Source organism: Verrucomicrobia bacterium CG1_02_43_26 (assembly GCA_001872735.1).
Lineage (GTDB): Bacteria > Verrucomicrobiota > Verrucomicrobiia > Opitutales > CG1-02-43-26 > CG1-02-43-26.
The window spans coordinates 70,854-91,827 of the sequence record MNWT01000004.1 but is presented as its reverse complement, the minus strand read 5'-3'; the positions used below and the strand labels follow the sequence as shown (position 1 = coordinate 91,827).

The window sequence follows — 20,974 nt, the reverse complement described above, 5'->3', positions numbered from 1 at the left end:
TACACTATAGAAAATTGCCCCGCTAAAATCGGATGAATAATACAGAAAATCCAGAATTTGAAAGCAATCTTGCTGGTAATCCTAAAAAGGGGTTCGATATTTTTTACTTTGTATTAAAGCGAACTATACCCGTTTCTATCGTTGGTCTTCTCCTTTTTATTTTATTGCTTCCGTTTGCCCTTATTCTCAGTAAAACTTACTACGAATCAGAGGGCTTTTTGCAAATCGCTCGTGTTGTTTCTTCCGTGAGTGGGGAAACAGACCCTATGTCTATTTCAAATTATTTTGATGATTACGCAAGTACCCAGGCCAGAATCATCCAATCATATGATACCCTTAAAGCCGCTTTATTAGAGCTACCTGAAAACGAGTGGCCTACCTTTCTCGACCCAGCTTTACCGATAGAGACTAATATTACGATTTTACAAAGAAATTTTTTGGTAGCTCATGTTGACGGAACCCATCTTATTCGCCTAAGTATGGAATCCCTTGAGCCCGAGGGTATAGCTGAAATGATTAATCAGATCATGGAGGTCTACATCAATAAGCAAAGAGACGATCAGGAGCAGCTTAACTCCAGGCGCTTTGCTTACTTGCTTGGAAAACAAAAGGAACTTGCCGAAGCGTTAATCGAAAGGGAGAAAAAACTTTATCAACTTGTTAAAGAAACCGGTAGTAGCTCTTTTAGCGAGCAGTTTAATATGTATTATGACAGGCTTTCTTCCCTCGAGGAGTCCTATGCCATGATTAGTGCCGCTCGCTTCAATGCCGAAGCCGACTACAGGTCTGCGATTGAAATTGTTACGGCTGTGGAAAAACTATCACCAGATGCGGCTGCAGATGAGATGGTTGCCCGTGACGAATCAATATGGTCAATACAATTTTGGACCTATCAGATGATGCAGGATATGCGCGCTTCTATCCATGGTATTGCTAAAGAAAATCCTGATCGCAAGTTTGTTGAAGAGCGCATGGAGAGCATGCAAAACTATCTGAAAAACCACCTTGAGAATGTTACGGCAAGGGATCGTAAAATTATCCGAGAGCAACGTGATTATGATCTGAAGAAGATGCTCATCGAATCTGAAGCTAAGTATAAAGCAGCGGTTTCCGCGGAGGAAACGATGCATGCTTCGTTAGAAGAGGTACGCGCGCAGACAAGAGATACTTCCGGAAAAATGCGCGAGGGAACGCGTATGGAGGCAGAGGTTAAGGATCTGAGAGAGAGAATTGTTCCACTGGAGAGCAAAATTCAAGACTTATATGCCGATTCTAAAGCACCTGCGCGTATCTCGATTGAATCCAAAGCCAGGGCACCTTATTTCCCTGCTAGGACAAGTTTTAGAAAGATCCTTGCGGTCTGTTTTGTCTTTGCGTTTGGCATAGTCGGTTTCCCTGTTTTTGTATATGATGTTATGGATGACCGTATCCGTAGGAGCGTTGAACTGAACCGCGCCTTGGGCAGAATTGCTCCGGATCCCATTGTTGAATACGATTTGCGTTCCTCTGAAAAACCTTACGTACGTGCAACTTTAGATATTCCTATTCACCCTACCGTGTCCTCTTTAAGGCGTTTGGCCATCCGTTTGGATAAGGAGCGAAAAGTACATGGTAGTAAATGCGCCATATTCACTGGGCTTGAGCGTGGTAGTGGCGTTACGGAAACGATCATTAACGTTGCCCACGCAATGACGAATTTTTGTCCTCGGGTTTTGTTAATCGAAGCTGATAATTTACATCCGTCCATCGGTAGGTTGCTTAACCTTAATCCGCCGGATTATTATTTGGAAAATTATATCCGAGGAGAGGTCGGTTGGGAAGATTGTATCTTGTTTGATCCGGAAAGAAAAATAGACGTTGCTGTTTTTCGTAAAATAACATGGAACAACGCTCAATATCGAGAGTTGGCTCATATGATCGCATCTGCTAAGGGTGTCTACGATTTCATCTTTATTGATTCCGGTACCATATTGGAACGGCCATTAACACAGTACTTAGCGCTTCAAGCCGATATCACGGTATTAGTCATACACGAGGATGTTACGCTTTATAGCGACTTAAGGCAAACCATGGAACTGATCTATAATTCAGAAATCCCGGCAATGACCGCAGTCTTGAATTTCTCAAAGCCGCTTGTCTCTCGGATTGTTATGAAAAACATTCAGAGTCAGGTTCTGAAGATTTCTAAAGCATACCGCAAGCATTCTAAGACCTTGGTACAATCTTTCCTTGAGAAAGAGCAAGTTGCTGCTGTTCGCAAAAAAATAGGCAAACTTACGAATAAATATAAAAAGTGGGTCGGCTAGCGCATCGTTTCTTTTATATCATTCCTCCACCTTATATATTCCGTAAAGCAGGGGAATCTCGTTTGCGTTATTATTTTAGAAAGTACCTGAAGCGCAGGGTGCTTCCTCCTACAGGTGGCGTTAAAATTATTCTTCAGCATTGCGATTTTTTAAACAAACAGGGTTATCAAGCGTTTCCCGTTCACGCGGGAAACTTTACCGTAGGGTATCATGAGCACGCTACCCCCCACATTACGCTTAAACAGGCACTCAAGATAATGCGCGAGGAGGACATTGTCATCATTCCCGAAATGATGCCGTACGTGGTCAGCCAATTTAAATGTAAAACAAGAATATCTTTGGTGCAGCAAAGATTAGGTAATCCCCCTGACTTTCAAGCTTTGGGCTATACTCATATATTATGCATTTCAGACTTATTGTTGCAGGAAACGACACACTATTCCGCATTGCCTAAGTTTTTAGTAATGAATGGCATTGATCTCTCTGCTTTTAAACCAGACCCCGCTATCAGGGAGGTCAATCGAGTCATTTTCTTGAATTTTAAAAATGCTGATTTGGCAAATAGGGTCGTTGGTAAATTAAACCCGGAAATTAAAAATCGGGTCAATATCTTAGGGCTAGATGCCGTTTATAAACAACATGAATTGATCGAGCAATTCCAGCGTACCGATGTCTTCATGGCTACGGCTTTCCCGGAGGGCTTCTCGCTCCCGCCTTTAGAGGCCATGGCGTGCGGTTGCGCCGTTGTCGGTTGCACCGGTGGTGGGGCTGGGCAATATATGCATGATAATAAAACAGCTCTCGTTGTGCCCGATGGTGATGTTGATCAGTTTGTTAAGGCACTGGAGGCAATCTTAACCGATAACGCTCTAAAGGAGCGTATTCGTGAGGCGGGCATACAGGAGGCCAAAAACTACAGTGTCGACAGAATGGAGCGCGAGTTATTGGTCTTCGCGGAAAAAATTTGCGCCGAAGCGTCATCTTCGTAAACAACACGGCCTGCGCATATCGTATACTTCACTTTTCCCGTAAGCGATTGGCCCCACCAGGGTGAGTTCCTGGATTTGCTGAATGTTTTATTGTAAACAAACGTTTCCAGGGGATCAAAAATAGTAATGTCCGCGTCTGCTCCGGTAGATAATGTTCCTTTGCTTATGTTGATAAGTTCGGCCGGTTTATGCGTCATTAAAGCTATCAAATAAGATAGGTCACAGTTGCCTGTGTTTACTAACGTCTCCAAACAAACGGGTAGCGAGGTCTCTAGTCCGGTAATGCCGAATGGAGAACTATCAAACGTATCATCTTTTTCATCTTTAGCATGAGGCGCGTGATCTGTAGCGATGATATCAATGGTCCCGTCTAGTAGTCCTTTAATAATAGCCTCTTGATCCGTTTTTTCGCGTAAGGGCGGGTTCATTTTGAAATGGGTATCGTATTCTTGAATACATGAATCGGATAATGCTATGTGGTGAGGGGTCGCTTCCGCGGTAACGCGTATTCCTTTTCGCTTAGCTTGGCGGATTAAATCCACCGCGCTCCCAGAACTCACATGTTGCATGTGTATATGCGCTCCCGTGCTTTCGGATAAGGCTATGTTTCTCGCGACGATAATGTCTTCTGCTGCTCTGGGCCAACCTTTTAGGCCTAGTCTCAGCGACCATTCGCCTTCATGTATCACGGATCCACTGGTCAACGAAGCATCCTGGCAGTGGTCCATTACGGGCAAATTAAACATCAAGGCATATTCAATCGCTTGTCGCATAATCGCATTCGATTGTATGCAATCCCCGTCATCGGTAACCGCTACGACGCCCGCGTCTTTTAACGCTCCCATGGGTGTTAGTTCCTCACCTTTGCGTCCCATTGTTAACGTTCCGGTAAGCAGGACGTTGATCACAGCATCTCGCTTAATCGTTTTTTGCACAAGCTCCAGGGTGCCTACGTTATCTAGTGCTGGGGAGGTATTTGGCATGCAAACAACGGTGGTAAAACCGCCTGCTGCCGCAGCCATTGATCCGGAAGTAATTGTTTCCTTGTGGGTCTGTCCGGGTTCTCTGAAATGCACATGTATATCTATTAAGCCGGGGCAAACTACACAGCCGTTTGCTTCAATAATCTGCGCGCTTTCTTTTTCTGCAATATCAAGAGTATCAACAATCTTGCCGTCTTTAACGTACACGTCGCTTGTTTCGTTACGTTTGTTTGCGGGGTCAATGACTTGTCCGTTCTTTATCCAAATACACTGTGCCATAATTATCGTTTATTTTTGTATGCATTATAACAATACGCAAGCACTGCCATTCTTGTGACGACACCGTTTGTCACTTGTTCTAATATTACAGAATTCTCAGAATCCGCCACGTCAGCGTCCATCTCCACGCCTCTATTGATCGGGCCGGGGTGCATAATAATTACATCCGGTTTCATCCAGGTCATTCTGGCTTTGTTCAGCCCGAATAACCGCTTATATTCCTTTAAGGATGAGGCAGATCCCGTCAACCTTTCTTGCTGAATACGCAGGCACATGACTACGTCTGCATCTTGTATAGCGGATTTTAAATCATGGCAAACTGTTACGCCGAAGGCTTCAAATTCCTTGGGTACCAGATTTAAGGGGCCGGCTAAGGTCACTTCCGCCCCTAGTTTTTGTAACGCCCATATGTTAGAGCGAGCTACTCGGCTATGCAGGATGTCACCCAATATCGTCACTTTTTTACCTTTAATAGTGCCTTTAAACTGTTCATGTAGGGTGAAGCAGTCCAGTAGGGCTTGTGTCGGGTGTTCGTGCGCGCCATCACCGGCATTGATGACGGGAATAGCCAGCCATTTACTTAATTGTAGCGAGGATCCGGGCGCTTTATCCCGCAGTATAACGATGTCCGCTTGGAGTGCTTTTAAGTTTAATGCCGTGTCGCGCAGGGATTCCCCTTTAGTTAGGCTGCTTGTGGCGCTGGCTATGTTGATGACGCTTGCGCCTAGTTTCTTTGCTGCCACTTCAAATGCCACGCGTGTCCGTGTGCTCGGCTCAATAAAGAGGTTTACTACAGTCGTTCCCTCAAGTTCTGTAAATGAGTTGCTCCTGTCCTCAAGACGGTCTTTATATTCTTTCGCCACACGAAAAACAGCTTCTATTTCTTGAATAGACAGAGATTCAATATCTATTAAATCTTTCCGTTGCCATACGGTATCATTTATACTTACCATGGTGAATAAACTTTTTATCAAAATCAAAAAGGAAGCGCAATGGGTTTATTTAAGATCGTAGACAAAGATGCTTTTCTCGTAAGGGGAATCAGTGTTAGAACAAACAACGCTGCCGAAATGTCGGGAACGGGCAAAATGCCGGCGCTTTGGGCTCGTTTTCAGGAAGAAAATTTATTGGCTAAAATCCCGCAAGTCATCGATCCCTTAAAGGTTTTTGTCGTTTATTCCGTTTATGAGAGCGATGAAAGCGGAGACTATGATTACACTATCGGCTATCAAGTCCCTACCAACCTAGATCCTGCCGAGGGCTTTTCTGATATCCTTATTGAAAAACGCTCCTACGCGGTTATTCCTTCAGATAATGGGCCGATACCCGCTATGATCATTTCTGCTTGGAAAACTATTTGGAAACTGAGTCCTGAAGAGCTGGGTGGGGAACGTGCCTATCGTACAGACTTCGAGGTCTATGATAGTCGTTGCGCAGATCCTCAAAATGCGCAAGTGGACATCTTTCTGTCGCTTAAAAACTCAGCATAGGGTCTTCTTCTCGGGAATCGTTTACTAGCGTTCCGTGAAGCCAGTTCTCTAAATCATCCCGTGTTTTTATTAACTTCCCTGTTTGATATTCCGTTGCAAGTAGTTGCTTGTAGTCTGTTTCTGCAAACCGTTTACAATGGAGCAATACTTTAGCGTGTTGCCCGGGCATGCGCACAAAGCGCCCCAGCGCTTGGTTGATTTTCTGGATTGCAGGAATTTGGTACACATCACGAAAGGCAGCTGTTCGACTCATCTCTTGCTCGGCTTTTTCCAGCTTCGCGTTCTGCACTGGGTTTACTTGGGGTAACGCGGGTCCGACAACCATGATATGCGAAATTCTGCCGCCGAGTACATTAATGCTTTCAGAGAAACCGCTGCCCAGGATCAAGAATAGTACATCGCGGTACCGAAGGCTTTCTTCCAAAAATCGAGCTTGCTCGTGCAAACTACCACCCCGGGGCTGTATCACAACTCTCGTTAACGGGCTGATTGCTTTTACATAGGGTAACACCGTTTCCGCGTATTGGTAGGAGGGGAATAGCACAACAATAGGCGTGTCTGAAAAACTTGATATCCGTTGAATGGTATCGGCTGTATCTTCATAATGCTGTTCTCGCTGCTTCAATCGGGTATCGACTCTCCGGTCTATCGCCACATCATACGCATTGTCCCTCCAATCGCACTTCGTTTGTACATACTGTATATGCTCCTTTTTGATGCCGATGCTTCTTATGTAGGCATCCATCGGAGAAAGCGTGGCAGACATTAATATTACATTGCTAAAGGTGGGCAAGATTGATGCAATCACAGGGCCCGCGTCTAAGCAGTTAACGGATAATCTTCCTGATTCCTGGATCCATACTAATTTCGAAAGATTGTCATCACACACGATGTTTCGCTTAAGTGGTATTTCCCACAACGTTTCTTTCGTGTAAGCAGATAACGAATCATACTCAATTACATCATGCTGTAAGCTGATAAACAGGTCATTCAAAATTTCTTTTAACTCATACTCTAGGGTAAGCTCCAGGCGATCAGTCGGCTTAAGGGCTTTTAGGAATTCTAGCCAACGTTTCCAATGGCCGAGTAGCTTGGACTTTCTTTTATGGACAAAATACAAGTCGCTTAAAACGCTTTCTGCATCGTTATATAATGCTTCAAATGAAAATACATCTGCTACGCGCGAGGCTAAGTTATGGGCTTCGTCAATAATAAGCAACGTTTGCCGCGGGTCATAATCGATCTGATTTTCTAAAACACTTTGGCTGCTCGGGGCAAACAGATAATTGTAATCACATATCCAGAAAGACGAGTAGGGGAGTGCTGCTCTCGAAATTTCATACGGGCAAATACCGGTTTGGGCGCCCACTTCTTTTGCGAGGTCAACTGTGATCGTCCCTTGGTCAAAGAGCCTGGGTAAATGTATACTATACTTATCCCAATTCTCCGCTAGACCTTCCGAGCAGCTGCCGTAAGCTTGGCACGAGTGAAGTTCGGATCGTATGGCATGCTCGGAACGGTTTCTCAATTGTATATAGCGCAACGAATCTTTCTCCGGTAGCATTTTTTCTAATTGCTGGACCACCTCCAGCTGCCCTGTCGATTTCCCTGTCAGGTAAATGGCTCTGGAATATACACCGTCTCTTAATTTCCCCAACGCAAAATCCAGTACCGTGCCTGTCTTGCCAAATCCGGTGGGCGCTTCCAGTAAGGTTATTTTTTTAGAATGTATCGAGTCAAAAAGACCTTTTTTGATTACCCATTGCTCCTCTCTGAATTCAGGGAAGGGGGGATTGAATTGTAGGGCGGATAACTTGTTTAAATAATCCCAACGATCCAGCAAAAAGGGGTAAATACGGTTCAACTGTTCTTTGAAAAGCTGTTCAGCGGCTTCTTTAAGCGGTACAACTTGCATCGTCCCGTCCGCTATATCCACAAAGATCAACTCTCCGGAAAAGCTAATGCCTTTATTTTCAGGTAATAATTGTGACAGTACTATATAGGTGGCTAGCTGTTTGAAATAATGCGGGTAGTCTCGCTTCAGTTGCTCATAGGGTAGGGGAAGCCTTTGTGAAACGGATTTTATCTCCTGGATAGTCCTCTCTTGTTCTCCTTCGATAATAATTTGGTCAATACGTCCTTGTATCTCGATATGCCAGCTTTTATGTACCCATGTCCCTTTTACGGAAACTTCAAACAACGCCTCCAGTTCCTGTTTGCGGGTAAGGGCATTGATGTCGTTATGGCAGGCAACTCCCTGGGCTAGCCGCGAGGGGCTTGTATATTCACGTTTAAAGGGAGACGGTCCTTCCTGGAACTCCGCAAACTCCCGCACACTTAACGCTATTTTCCTTTCCCCTTTCGTGAATTTCATTTGGCTTTAGATCTTAGCCAAATTTCGTTTGGTTCGGGAAGATTAAAAATACTTTTGTCCATTTCCGTATTGACCTCGAAATCACTCCAAGTCAGTTCCCCATAGATTTCTTTGCCGTAACCATAGGAAATCTTTTTGGGCATCCATATCCCGTTTACAAGGTAATATTGGTCAATATAAAGATCGTGCTCAACCCTATTGCCTTGGATCATTCGAGTTGTTCCAAGGCGGGTCACTAAAAACGTCTTGGCATCAAAATAGTAATACACGGCCTGTTTATCCGGGAAATATCCTTTTACAAGATACTGCTTTCTGCCTTTAGAGGTTGCGGTACCGCGATACTCGAAAATAATCCCTCGTTGGCTATGCTCGTAAAAGGATCCGTAAAAATCAGCATTGCGTAGCAGTTCTTCACGTTCCTCTGCTTTTAAAACAACGGGGAGTGCTGTTTTCTCTGTCGGCTCATATGTCCAGGCAACGGTTCCGTTATAGCCTTTTAAGATCTCCGTCTTGGTGTTGCCTTTGTTTAACGTCCTTTCCTCAAGAAAATAATTCGGCTCCAGTTGCCATTGGCTTATCATATAGACGTTTTTGCCTTCTTTCAAGATACCGTCTTTTTGTATCGAGTATATCGTCAGAAACCGATCCAACCCCCCTATCGCCATAAAATAATTATTAATCAGTTTTTGCGAAAGGGTATCCGTTCTCGCGGGCGCTTCCTCATTAATAAGAGATGCCGAAACCAAGCTCGTTAGGACGGATGCTTGGGTAACAAAGAAAAATAAATAAGGGATAAAACGTGATCTCATAACCTTGGCCGGGAATCCTCTAATGCCAATTGCTTAACTAGTATTTCAAGATTAACTCTAGTGCATAGGAGTGTTTTATGCAATTAGAATTACATTTTCCGTTTTTATAAAAAATCTTTCTGGCAGCCGTCAAAACTATCACTGTTTGGTACCCAACAAAAAATGCGATCGCAAAATAACTCCTGTTTTTTTGACATTCCCTCATTAGGGGGTATGTTGGGGTTGTAAAATGACTACAAAAAACAGGAGGGATTATTTATTATGTTAAAAAAAGCAAGTATTTTGATGGCTTTCGTGGGGGTATTCCTTGCGCTTCAGGTTGGGGTAGGCTTAGCCTACGGTATCGATAAATTTACTACCGAGTTTCGTGTCCTGAGTAATTGGGGGGAACGGTTTACAAACGTCAACTTTAATGACCTAGTGCTCACATTGAAACCGGTACCCGGCGAGGGTTCTGATGTTGTCAAGGCTTTCAGGGGCACCGTAAACCAGGAAGTAGTCCTCGGACCGGATGCAATCAAGAATCTTTCTGAAATTGTACTAGCTTGCGCGTTTACCGTGGATAAATATCTCATGGGCCCCGATCGTGAAAGGGTTTATATGGGTACCGCAACTGGTAAAATTGAAACAGTTACCCTAAAAAGCGACCTATTTAGGCAACCGGTTAAGGCCAAATTGCTCGATGAATCCGGAAAGGCAGTGGGCGAAGTTACCATCGTGCTCACGATTGATGGTTCCGCTAGTATAACAAATATTCGTATTGATACAGACTTCGATGGGCTGGATAAATTAACATACCGCACTCGATAAAAGCCTAAATAAATAACTGAGAAGAAGCTTAAGCGAGAATGCTACATGCATTTTCTTCTCAGGCCGAACTTTTTTCCAAAAGACCTAACGCATCACCATCAGTCTATTCTATTTATAGATGGACTGATGGTGATGCGTGATCTTGTAAATATCCAGAGATAAATCTTGGAGTTCGTACGTTTTTCCTGCCGGTTAAAGGGTGGGAGGCTTACTGGTTACTAATTATTTTTCTTTGAATCCTCATCAAACGAAGTTCCAAAAAAAGTTTTATAGTAAGTTTTGATCTTTTTGCTGGGGTTACGCCCTAAATTTTTCATGATCAGCTCTTTGTATTCCCCCTGCAGTTCCTTTGGGGCAAGTTTTTCCAGTGCTTTCTCGGCTTGACTGCTCCGTAGTGTTTTTTCTGCGTAGGTAAGAAATAAATCCTGGAATAGCATATATCGCCAGCTTTTACCTTCTGTTATTTCGGCTTCTTGCATCTTAGTGATTAGGGTTGGGATACTCGCTATCGCGTTAGCAAATTGGAAATCCTTTTTGCTTTTGAATGAAAGCTGCAAAAAGAAGGATGAAAACATGACACTAACATTCTTAACATCATTGGTCTCTTTTTTATCGACTTTGCCAGCCATTTCAATAAAGCGCTCCACATCTTTTTGATACTCATTAATATACTTCTTATCATTCTTGAATTTGTCCAGATCCTTGATTTTTTCGTATAAAATAGTGATAAGTTCCATCGAAACGGGCGTTTTGTTGTCATTCACGAGCGCAATAGCCTTATCAAGGTATTCAGGCTTCTCTTTTGCCAGTAAACAATAGGCGTTTATCAATACCAAGGCCGCCTTTGGGTTTTTACTTTCTTTGTCCAATAAGCTTAGCAAATAATCAATTTTAGTAAGTCTGTTTTTATCTTCATCTGATTCCAAGCGGTTGATGAGTTTATTGATTTCATCAAACTGCTGAAGGGCTATAATTTGCTTTGCGCAATTTTGCCAGGTGCGTTCATCGTCTTTCATGTCTACATTGAAGAAAAGCCCGCCATATAGAGCAGCGACTTCTTTACTCAGCATTTGGTCTGTGTCGTATGAGTTGTTCTTTAATAAATCGACTATTATTATTGGCACGTCTAGCGCATTCGAGCTAAGCCGGTCTATCAAATGTTTGGCATAATAAAAATTCGCTTCGTTCTTGTTTAGCCCAAATAGTGTTATACACGTTTCTATTGTAAGTCTTTGATCGCTCGTTAGTAGCTCGATCAAAATTTCTTCCGTTGTTGCCTGAGTTAATTTCTCATAAACATTAAAATAAAATTTCGCTTCATCCCCTTTTTTACTTTTGGTGCTTCCCTGAAGTTTTCCAAAAAAATGTTCTTTTATTTGATTTTCAGAAATAGTTAACTCCTTAAAGCCATTTTTATCAATGGCGATTAAGAGGTTCAGTTGTGCGTTATCGATCTTGCCCTCTTTTAGTGTGTTATTGATATCCTTAATAAGGTTCTCTCTAAAATTACCCTTAATCTTACTTCCTGTAGATGAAAGGTAATCGTAGAGTGTTTTTGTGAAGCCCTTTTTGTAGCAAAAAGTAATCAATTTTTCTGCGATTATATCTTTTATCTCATTGGTCAATTTTTTATCCGAAATGTTCTTTAAAAGAGGGTCGATTTTGTTCTCAATATGCTCCTTAAGTGAATCTTCATTTTCGCATTTATTTAGGTACTCTTCTTCCAAGTATAAATTAATTGCATTTCTATATATGGATTGATCGCTGAGCTCATGGTCTTTAAGGAATTTATCAATTTTTTCAGATTCCTTATTTGCTATCAATTTTTTAGCATATTCATTGGAAACCTTCTTTTGTGTGTCTTCGTCAACGATGGCATCTATAGCCTTTTCAGCGAGTTTAAATCCCTTATTGTCTACCAATTTTTTAACGTATACATTAAAAGCTGTCATCTTTGTGTCTTTGTCATCGATGGCGTCTATAGCCTTTTTCGCGATTTCAAAGTTTGGCATTTTCTGATTACAGCAATGCTCACAGAGAGCCTTGTATTGCAAATCTCTTAGATCTGTATCGTCAATCTTCGCAATGGCGGCGCTGGCCTTCTCGTAATCTGGTGTTTCTAGAGCCAAATATTGAACTGCCAGTTTTTTATAAAGATCGTCTCTCTCACCAGATACTTCTGTTTTGCTGAGCGCCTCTTCTGCTAAAACGTACTGCTTAAACACAATTGCTGTATTGGCGTATCTATGAAGTGCTTTATTTTTCGTAGCTTCGTTCTTAATGAGCGCGATTACTTCTTTTGCCTTTTCTAGATCTGTAGTGAGGGTATTTGTGTAAAATTTGTTTAGTGTTACTAACGTATCATCATCAGTGGCTTCGCTGATATTACCTAATATGTAATGAATTAATCCCTGATGCCAAGAACCGCGCTTGTTGAGACTTACCCCGGAGTCTAAGCTATGAATATTCTTAACATCATCCACCAAGCCAGCCGTAATCGCCCCCAACAAGGCGTTTTGCAGGTCTTTATTTCCGCACTTTACAATCACTTCTAAATAACTCAGCGATTTCAGGTCATTTATCTCTGCTTTTTCAAAATCATGGTTATTAACTTCATCGATAATCTCATTTTTTAAATTATTTATAAATGATTTTAGGTTATCTTGGTTTTTTATGAAATTATTAAATCCGTCAACGCCTTTGATATTTTCGTTATTGTCTAGGTATGCTTCTAATATAGAGATCCCCCATTCTTTCCTTATGTTTAAATCGCTTACTGCTTGGTTCATTTTCTCGGTGAATTCCTGAAATCCCTTAAAAGTTTTATCGGAGTCCTTGTCTTTTAAATAAGTGTCCAGCAATTCCTTTCCCAATTTCTTTCCTAATTTAAATTCCTCCGCAGTGTCTATCATGAGCATCAAGTCTTCTTTAGTGCCCTGTTTTATGCTCGCCTCCTCTATCAGTTCCCAATTATTAATGTTCGTCTCCTCTATCAGTTCCCATCCATCCTCTTGATCTTCCTTGCTAACATCCCGATTATCTTCTTGCTCGGTGCCCAATACCTTTTCTTTCAATTTTTGAAACTCCTCCACTTCCATACCTAAATGCTTTGCTCCATAGGTATCATAATACTCATCGTAAACATCTTCAGCGGTTATATCAGATGTGATGTTGTCTTTATTATCAAACAAGATCTTCTTCGTCGCTACCTGTTCTACTGCAGACCTTAGGGTATTTTTGCTCTCCTTATCTAACTTTGACTCCTTGTCGAAGATTTTTGCGTCTTCTTGCCCGCTCTTAATCTTATTTATATAGTCACTTTTGCGTTCTTGAATAGATTTCCCTAAGCCAAAGCTAATGAAGGATTTAACGTTCCTTCCAATATTGCGTTTGGTATAGTATCCAAACCCAATTTGCCCACTCTTGAATTCAATCTTTCCGTACTTGTTGTTGCTAAATACCCCAGATTTCTCCACCGTTTGCTGAAATTTGGATTTTGGCATCTCATACGATTTTCGTTTTTCTATATTACGGTTATTCATATCGATACTTTTTTGTTATAATTAATTATCGCATAAGTTATTGTTTGGGTCAAATTTATGAATTATTTTTATTTTATTATAGTGTGGTTTATTGGATTGTATGCTTAGTTTTTGCGCACTACTTAAAGTGAGCACCTTTTCGCTCCGTAGACTCCCCAATTATCTGCTTGCCTAATCGTAGGTTTGTTTGAAGACTAATTTTCAAATGGAAGCGATAACAATGAATAAACCCAAAACTTCTCACAAAGCGCTACTCAAATGGGTAGGCAAAATGGTTGATATGTGTGAACCCGATCAGGTTCATTGGTGTGATGGTTCCCAAGAGGAGGCTGATACCCTTTTTAAGCAAATGGAAGCTTCGGGCATGTGTGTTCGGCTAGATCCCGCCAAGCGTCCCAATAGCTATCTTTTTCGTTCAGATCCTAGAGACGTTGCTCGTGTCGAATCTAAGACTTTTATCTGTAGTAACAGCCCGGATGCCGCGGGTCCCATGAACAACTGGGAAAATCCTAGGAAAATGCGCAAATTCCTTAAGGAAAAGCTCTTTGCTGGCTGCATGAAGGGGCGTACCATGTATGTCATTCCTTTCAGTATGGGCCCCGTAGGTTCTCCCATTTCCCAAATCGGTGTTCAGGTAACCGATTCCCCATATGTGGTGGTTAACATGCGCATTATGACGCGTGTGGGCGACAGGGTGCTCAAAGTACTTGGTGAAAGTCATTTCTTCGTCCCTTGTCTCCACTCCGTTGGTTGTCCTTTAAAACCTGGGCAAAAAGATGTCGCCTGGCCTTGTGATCCCGAAAATACCCATATCGTCCACTTTCCTGAAGAGCGTACTATCGTTTCTTATGGCAGTGGCTACGGTGGTAATGCGTTGCTCGGTAAGAAATGCTTCGCGCTTAGAATTGCTTCCAATATGGCTCGGGATGAGGGCTGGCTGGCAGAGCACATGCTCATTATGGGGGTTGAATCGCCCGATGGTGAAAAAACCTATGTCACAGCTGCTTTCCCAAGTGCTTGCGGGAAGACTAATTTCGCCATGCTCATCCCTCCTAAAGAAATGGAGGGCTGGAAGGTCACCACAGTCGGGGATGATATCGCCTGGATTAAGCCCGATAAAGATGGCAAGCTTCACGCCATTAACCCGGAGGCCGGTTTCTTCGGCGTGGCTCCGGGTACTTCTTATGACACGAATCCCAATGCCATGGAATCCTGTCGCAAGGACTCTATTTTTACAAATGTCGCCCTAACAGATGATGGCGATGTCTGGTGGGAGGGTATGACAAAAGAAGCTCCCAAGCACTTAATCGATTGGCAGGGCAATGACTGGGCTCCCGATTGTGGCCGTCTCGCTGCCCATCCCAACGCTCGTTTTACTGCTCCTGTAGAAAACTGCCCTTGTGTCGACAAGGAATGGGAAAACCCTAACGGTGTCCCTATCAGTGCTTTTGTTTTCGGGGGTAGGCGTAAAGATGTTCCATTGGTCTATCAAGCTTTTAGTTGGACGCATGGTGTATACCTCGGCGCAACTATGGGTTCCGAAAGAACCGCGGCCGCAGAGGGTACTGTCGGTGAACTTCGCCACGATCCTATGGCTATGCTTCCTTTCTGTGGCTACAATATGGGAGACTACTTCCGCCACTACATCAACATGAGTCGCTTTTTGTCAGAAACCCCTCGGGTCTTTCACGTCAATTGGTTCCGTAGGGATGAAAAGGGTAACTACATGTGGGATGGCTTTAGCCAAAACATGCGCGTCCTTAAATGGATCGTAGAACGCGCTCGCGGCCGCGCTTTCGCCAAGGAATCTCCTCTCGGTTGGATGCCTCGCTATGAGGACATCGATTGGCGTGGTCTAAAGTTCACTAAAGAGCAATGGAAGGCTCTCATGTCCTATGATCGAGATAAGCTTAAAATGGAAACCCTTCAACACGAAGCTCTCTTTTTAAAGCTCTCCTCTCATTTGCCTAAAGAGCTTATTTTTGAACGCGAGCTACTCGTCTGCCGTTTGTAGTCACCTTAGCGCATCTTTCGATACGGGCAACAGGCTCGTATCGAAATGAATCGCTCAGGGGGAGAATCCAGCCTATATGTCCATGGAACCTTCAATCTGCTAGGCAGGCTAAACCGAAAATACCCCCATACTAATCTGTTTGAGTGTCTGGTATTGTAAGAATATGCTTGCTATTTATTCATAATTTACATACAATAGCATATTTAATAATAAAAACTAAACATTATGATGAAGAGATTAATATTAACATTATTTGCATTGGGGTTATTCGTAGGGGTACTAGCGGATAGGGGTTACGCCTTTCACGTAAAAGAAAACTTTACCGTAGACTTCCATGTCTGGGGGGGGTGGTCTCCTTTTTTCTTTCCAAACATTTCATCTAAAGATTTACAGATTACATTTATACCAAAATCAGGTGCGCCGATCGTAAGAAATATTACATTAGGTGGACCTGTCTCAATAGATCGCAAAATTGATATTGATAGAATTATCATTAAGGGGCAGATATATGTTCCGCGTTGGAGAATCGTGCCCTCCATTCCCGAAGGTTACTCGATCGCTGAGATAAACAAAGAAATTACCTCGGGTAAATTCATGCAGGAAAATGATAAAACCATTCTGAATGTTCCTGAGAAAGGAGCCCCACATGAGGTGGGCGCCAACGGCAAAATAATATTGCGCTTTGATGACAATAAAAATCTGACAAAAATAGATCTTGGTTCTTGGACTCCTGACCTTGGAAGGCTTCACGTCAGGCACGAATAAACAAAATTATTTAAACACAAGGGCAGCTTCAATCAGAGGTTGCCCTTTTTTATTTTACAACGAAAGGAGCTTCAATTCCCTACGGACCATTTTTTGCCATTGACCCAACGCATTTAATGAATTACATTCGAATACTTAAATCTTGGAGAGGTGACAGAGCGGCCGATAGTGCAGCATTGGAAATGCTGTGTACCTCACGGTACCGAGGGTTCGAATCCCTCCCTCTCCGCCACCTTAGCGCTTCGAGATACGGGCGTTCCGCCCGTAACGAGATGAGTCGCTAAGAGTGTCTGCCGAAGCCTTGGCGCAGGCAGGCCCTACGGCCTGAATAAAAAAATCCCAAAAGCCAAAAAAAACAATAAAAGGCCCAAAAAAAGAACCCCAACATCAAACCTCACGAGCGCAGGCAGGCTCTACGGCCTGAATAAAAAAAATCCCAAAGGCCAAAAAAACAAATAAAGCCCCCCCACACACACAAAGACCCCAACAACTCCCCTCAAAATGTGGTACGTTTATTTTTTAGAACTCTCAAACAACTCCATTTACATCGGCTTCAGCAATAACCTCAAACAACGCGTCACAGCTCACAACGATAAAAGAGTCCCCGCAACCGCAGCCCTTCTCCCCGCAAAACTCAAAAGCTACATAGCAGTAGAAACAAGAGAAAAAGCCATGTCCTTAGAGAAATACTTCAAACTTGGGTCCGGTAGAGCATTCGCGAAAAAACGCTTTCTATAAAAAGCCAGGAGTGTCCGCTGGCCTGTCTGTCTAACCTCCGCAATACGGAAAAACGAAAAAATTACCTATCGAAATGACGGTAGTTGGCGAGTGGTTACGCAAGGTATTAGAATGGAACTGATCAGGCACTCACATCACGTTCCCGTATTCGGTGTTTATCCTGGCCTTATTGAAACTGATATGGCCCAAGGGATTGACCTATTTTAAAAAGATATCAATGCTATTGAAGCACTTAATCAACCTTGCCTTCATATGAGGCCTTTACTACACTAAAAACCAGAATAGAGGAGAACTTACTTTGGCCACTTGTGCAAAACGTCGATATTTTCAGTAAAAAGTTATAAGGAAAATTGATATGAATCTTAAGTTGCCTACAAGCCCAGACGGCAAAAAGCGTTGCTTCGGCAACAAACCCAACCAAGCCTTTTACGCAGACTACCACGACAACGAATGGGGTATCCCTGTTCACGATGATAAACATTTATTCGAAATGCTCATCCTCGAAGGTGCCCAAGCCGGCCTCAGCTGGGAAACCGTTCTCAAAAAGCGCGAAGGCTATCGCAATGCCTTTCACAACTTTAATGTTCAAAAAGTTGCCCAAATGACAGATGAGCAACTCGAGGCCTTACGCGATAATCCCGCCATTATCCGAAACCGTCTTAAAATTTACGCCACACGCAAAAACGCCCAAGCTTTTATAGCGATCCAAAAGGAATTTGGCAGTTTCTCAAACTACCTTTGGCGTTTTGTTGATAATAAACCCATAGTCAACCACTGGAAATGCTTATCAGATGCGCCGACTGCTACCCCTGAAAGTGATGCGATCTCCAAAGACCTCAAGAAACGCGGCATGACATTTGTCGGCTCAACCATCATCTACGCCTACATGCAGGCTGTAGGCTTGGTCAACGATCATGTGCAAGAATGCTGGCGGCATGGCCATTAAGGATAAAATCCTAATTGCTTTTAACTCCATTTTCATCCATAATTACAGTATCTTTTTTCCTATTTAATTAATAATGAGTATCCAAGATCCAATTTTACTAGACCTTCCCATGCCGATCACTACAAATCGGCTCACCATCCGCCCCTTAATGCCTGGCGATGGCAAGCAGCTATATGCATTGCTCGAACACTCAAGGGAAGAATACGGTAAATGGTTCAATTGGATTGAAGGGGTCAGCTCATGGACCGATGTAGAGCATACCGCGCGCGAATTTTACAGCGAATACATTCTTAGAAAAACTTTCTGTTTCCCTTTCTTCCTTGAGGATGAACTCCTAGGCGTTGTTGGTTATAATAACCCCAATTGGGCCATTCCATCCGCAGAACTGGGTTACTACATTCACCTCGATCATCAAGGCAAGGGCTACATTCGGGAAGCCGTAACGGCCATCATCCAATACGCTTTTAAGGAAATCGGCTTCAAGAAACTCTCTATCCTCTGCGATGAAGAAAACACCAGAAGCATCACAGTCGCCGAAAGCCTCGGCTTCGAGCTCGAAGCCAAATCACCCGGAGTCACCAGTGTCCCTAATGCCACCGAACTTCGCATGGGTCGCTGCTATGTCCGTTTCGATACTGAAGGGCTAGAAGACTTCGGCGTAAAGTGGTAGGGCATAGCTTGCTTATTCCAGCTCACATACAGCTTGCCTAGCGAAAATGTTATGGGGTAGTATCACTCATTAATGCGCTCTCCCCGCCCAAGAATGAGAACTTTTTTACCCCGCTTCATTGCCATCTTCGCATCGGTACTGCTTTTGTCTTTATCACACGCAAAAACGGTCAACTACGAACTCACCATCCAACCGCTCACCGTCAATTTTGCCGGAAAGGAGGTTCAGGCCATGAGTGTTAATGGCACCATTCCTGGCCCTTTAATCAGAGCAACTGAGGGAGACTTGCTTCGTATTAAGGTAACAAACGCTTTAAATGAGGATACCTCGATTCACTGGCATGGGCTCTTGGTTCCAAATGATATGGATGGCGTTCCGTATGTCACATTTCCTCCCATAAAACCGGGCGAATTTTATCAATATGAATTTCTTGTTAAACAAAGTGGTACATACTGGTACCACTCCCATTCCGGCCTTCAGGAACAAAGTGGCGTGTACGGCCCGATTGTTCTTGATCCCAAGGAATCAGTTGAACGGGATTATGATGAAGAATACATACTCGTCCTCTCGGATTGGACAAATGAACGGCCGGATGATGTCCTCAAGCACTTGAAGATAGACGCAGATTACTATGCGCGTAAAAAGGGCTATGTGCAATCTTGGCTCAAGGTTCTTCAGAATGGTCCCGAGGCCGTTAAGATAAGGTTCAAAAACGCACTCATGCAAATGGCTCCTATGGATCTTACCGACATCGGTTATGATGCTTTTTTGATTAACGGCAATCACGCGCAACACCTCTCGCGCGCTAAATCGGGTACTCGCGTTCTTCTGCGCGTTATTAACGCCGGCGCTTCTTCGTATTTTATTCTTCAATACTCCGGTGGTCCCATGAAGGTGGTTGCCGCCGATGGGCTCAATGTTCAACCGTTTCTTGCAGACAAAATTCGCATCGCTATTGCGGAAACCTATGATGTCGTTGTCACGATCCCCGATAATAAGCAGTACGAATTCAGGGCGTCTTCAGAGGATGGTACCGGTTACGCAATCGCTACGTTTGGAGACGGGGAACTTGTGCCTGCGCCCAGCATTCCCATGCCAAATCTTGTGCTCATGGACATGTCGCATGGTGGGGACATGAACCACATGGGAAACATGAATCACGGGTCAGGCATGGATGATGCGCCGTCCACGAGCGATCACTCACCCATCCATCATTCCCATCAGGCAAGGCCCGCAGAAGACATTTCCCTCGTCAAATATCTCAATAATTACCAACCCATTCAGTCGCTTTCAGATACAACCCTTCCAGTAGACAACCCGACAAGAACCATTCCGATAAACCTAACCGGCTCCATGGAACGTTTCACCTGGGGTATTAATGGTAAGCCCATGAATGAATCGGATAAGATACTCATTAAACGTGGCGAAAACGTAGTTTTTATCATCACGAATGAAACGATGATGAAGCATCCTATTCACATCCATGGCCACTTCTTTCGCGTTATTAATAAACATGGCGCGCGCAGCCCTCTAAAGCACACCGTCAACGTAGAACCTTTCGAAACCGTCACAATCGAATTCGAGGCGAATGAGGACAAGGATTGGATATTCCATTGCCACAACCTCTACCACATGAAAACCGCAATGGCGGGTCTTATCCATTACGAGGGGAGTTATATTGATCCGTCCATCGGTGAGCACTCCCGTAAAGCAAAACGAGAGCACGGAGGGGAATGGTATAATGCCTCAAATGTCGCCGTTTACACCAATTTTGCGGCTGCGAACACGATGTTCATGAACAATGATAACAATGTCTTGTTCGAGGCGCGCCACAATTATAAGAAGAACTACGAGTTCGAGCCCGCTTTTCGTCGCTACTTCACCCGTCTTTTCGCAGTCTACGCGGGTGGTGATTTTAAGCGCGAGGATGATGAATACACAAATGTCGGTCTCATCGGTCTTGAATACATGTTACCGCTTCTCGTCAATGCCCAGTTGCGCGTCGATAATAATGGCCACTTCCGTCTCCAGCTCGGTAGCGAATTACAGTTAACAGACAGGCTTGCCTTCCAGTGGGTCTGGAATACCGACAAGGAATACACGTTCACCCTCAACCTCGAGCTCACCAAGCTCATCTACGCTTCCGCTAACTATGATTCCGAAGACAAATTCGGCATCGGGCTAGCACTCGTGTTCTAAAGATCCCCACTGAGCGCAAAAATTTGTTTGACGTAATATAGTAAACTCATATACAGTAAT

The 20,974-nt window shown here is 43.5% G+C and carries 15 protein-coding genes and 1 tRNA gene; 11 read left to right on the top strand and 5 right to left on the bottom strand.

Annotation, left to right across the window (positions count from 1 at the left end):
• Nucleotides 1-32: 32 nt before the first annotated feature.
• Together AUJ82_00625 and AUJ82_00620 are read left to right on the top strand one after the other, a co-directional pair.
• Nucleotides 33-2,306, top strand: coding sequence for a hypothetical protein (locus AUJ82_00625; GenBank protein OIO60904.1), 2,274 nt, complete (start codon nt 33-35; stop codon nt 2,304-2,306).
• Complete coding sequence (locus tag AUJ82_00620) at nt 2,294-3,295, top strand: hypothetical protein (GenBank protein ID OIO60903.1); 1,002 nt, start codon at nt 2,294-2,296, stop codon at nt 3,293-3,295. The genes AUJ82_00625 and AUJ82_00620 overlap by 13 nt, the downstream gene beginning before the upstream one ends.
• Here AUJ82_00620 and AUJ82_00615 read toward each other — a convergent pair.
• A complete protein-coding gene (locus AUJ82_00615; protein OIO60902.1) occupies nt 3,220-4,557 on the bottom strand; it encodes a dihydroorotase in 1,338 nt (445 codons plus the stop codon). The genes AUJ82_00620 and AUJ82_00615 overlap by 76 nt on opposite strands.
• A 2-nt stretch (nt 4,558-4,559) precedes the next feature.
• The gene (locus AUJ82_00610) at nt 4,560-5,510 is read right to left on the bottom strand and encodes an aspartate carbamoyltransferase (protein OIO60901.1); all 951 of its coding nucleotides are present in this window, start codon (nt 5,508-5,510) and stop codon (nt 4,560-4,562) included.
• Between the two features lie 39 nt (nt 5,511-5,549).
• Between AUJ82_00610 and AUJ82_00605 the strand changes: the two genes are divergently transcribed.
• Nucleotides 5,550-6,047, top strand: coding sequence for a hypothetical protein (locus AUJ82_00605; protein ID OIO60900.1), 498 nt, complete (start codon nt 5,550-5,552; stop codon nt 6,045-6,047).
• On the opposite strand, the gene AUJ82_00600 is transcribed toward AUJ82_00605, so the two are convergent.
• Both AUJ82_00600 and AUJ82_00595 read right to left on the bottom strand, forming a co-directional pair.
• On the bottom strand, nt 6,031-8,421 hold the full coding sequence (locus AUJ82_00600) for a hypothetical protein (GenBank protein OIO60899.1): 2,391 nt from the start codon (nt 8,419-8,421) through the stop codon (nt 6,031-6,033). The two genes, AUJ82_00605 and AUJ82_00600, sit on opposite strands and share 17 nt — an antisense overlap.
• Nucleotides 8,418-9,230 carry a hypothetical protein gene (locus AUJ82_00595; protein OIO60898.1) on the bottom strand — a complete coding sequence of 271 codons (813 nt, stop codon included), beginning with the start codon at nt 9,228-9,230 and terminating at the stop codon, nt 8,418-8,420. Before AUJ82_00595 ends, AUJ82_00600 begins: the two co-directional genes overlap by 4 nt.
• Before the next feature lie 261 nt (nt 9,231-9,491).
• Between AUJ82_00595 and AUJ82_00590 the strand changes: the two genes are divergently transcribed.
• Entirely contained in the window at nt 9,492-10,040 is a 549-nt protein-coding gene (locus AUJ82_00590) for a hypothetical protein (protein ID OIO60897.1), read from the top strand.
• Between the two features lie 218 nt (nt 10,041-10,258).
• Here AUJ82_00590 and AUJ82_00585 read toward each other — a convergent pair whose 3' ends face one another.
• Complete coding sequence (locus AUJ82_00585) at nt 10,259-13,543, bottom strand: hypothetical protein (GenBank protein ID OIO60896.1); 3,285 nt, start codon at nt 13,541-13,543, stop codon at nt 10,259-10,261.
• 259 nt (nt 13,544-13,802) lie between these two features.
• Between AUJ82_00585 and AUJ82_00580 the strand changes: the two genes are divergently transcribed.
• The 7 genes from AUJ82_00580 to AUJ82_00550 all read left to right on the top strand — a co-directional run bounded on the left by AUJ82_00580 (nt 13,803) and on the right by AUJ82_00550 (nt 20,914).
• Nucleotides 13,803-15,596, top strand: coding sequence for a phosphoenolpyruvate carboxykinase (locus tag AUJ82_00580; protein OIO60928.1), 1,794 nt, complete (start codon nt 13,803-13,805; stop codon nt 15,594-15,596).
• Nucleotides 15,597-15,821: 225 nt separating this feature from the next.
• A complete protein-coding gene (locus AUJ82_00575; protein ID OIO60895.1) occupies nt 15,822-16,361 on the top strand; it encodes a hypothetical protein in 540 nt (179 codons plus the stop codon).
• Nucleotides 16,362-16,505: 144 nt separating this feature from the next.
• Nucleotides 16,506-16,593 (top strand) — tRNA-Ser (locus AUJ82_00570).
• A gap of 269 nt (nt 16,594-16,862) precedes the next feature.
• Nucleotides 16,863-17,099: an excinuclease ABC subunit C gene (locus tag AUJ82_00565; protein OIO60894.1), complete on the top strand. Its 237-nt coding sequence runs from the start codon at nt 16,863-16,865 to the stop codon at nt 17,097-17,099.
• A gap of 355 nt (nt 17,100-17,454) precedes the next feature.
• Nucleotides 17,455-18,045, top strand: coding sequence for a DNA-3-methyladenine glycosylase (locus AUJ82_00560; protein ID OIO60893.1), 591 nt, complete (start codon nt 17,455-17,457; stop codon nt 18,043-18,045).
• Between the two features lie 73 nt (nt 18,046-18,118).
• Nucleotides 18,119-18,715, top strand: a complete 597-nt coding sequence (locus AUJ82_00555; GenBank protein ID OIO60892.1) for a hypothetical protein — start codon at nt 18,119-18,121, stop codon at nt 18,713-18,715.
• Nucleotides 18,716-18,808: 93 nt separating this feature from the next.
• Nucleotides 18,809-20,914, top strand: a complete 2,106-nt coding sequence (locus AUJ82_00550; GenBank protein OIO60891.1) for a hypothetical protein — start codon at nt 18,809-18,811, stop codon at nt 20,912-20,914.
• Nucleotides 20,915-20,974 lie beyond the last annotated feature (60 nt).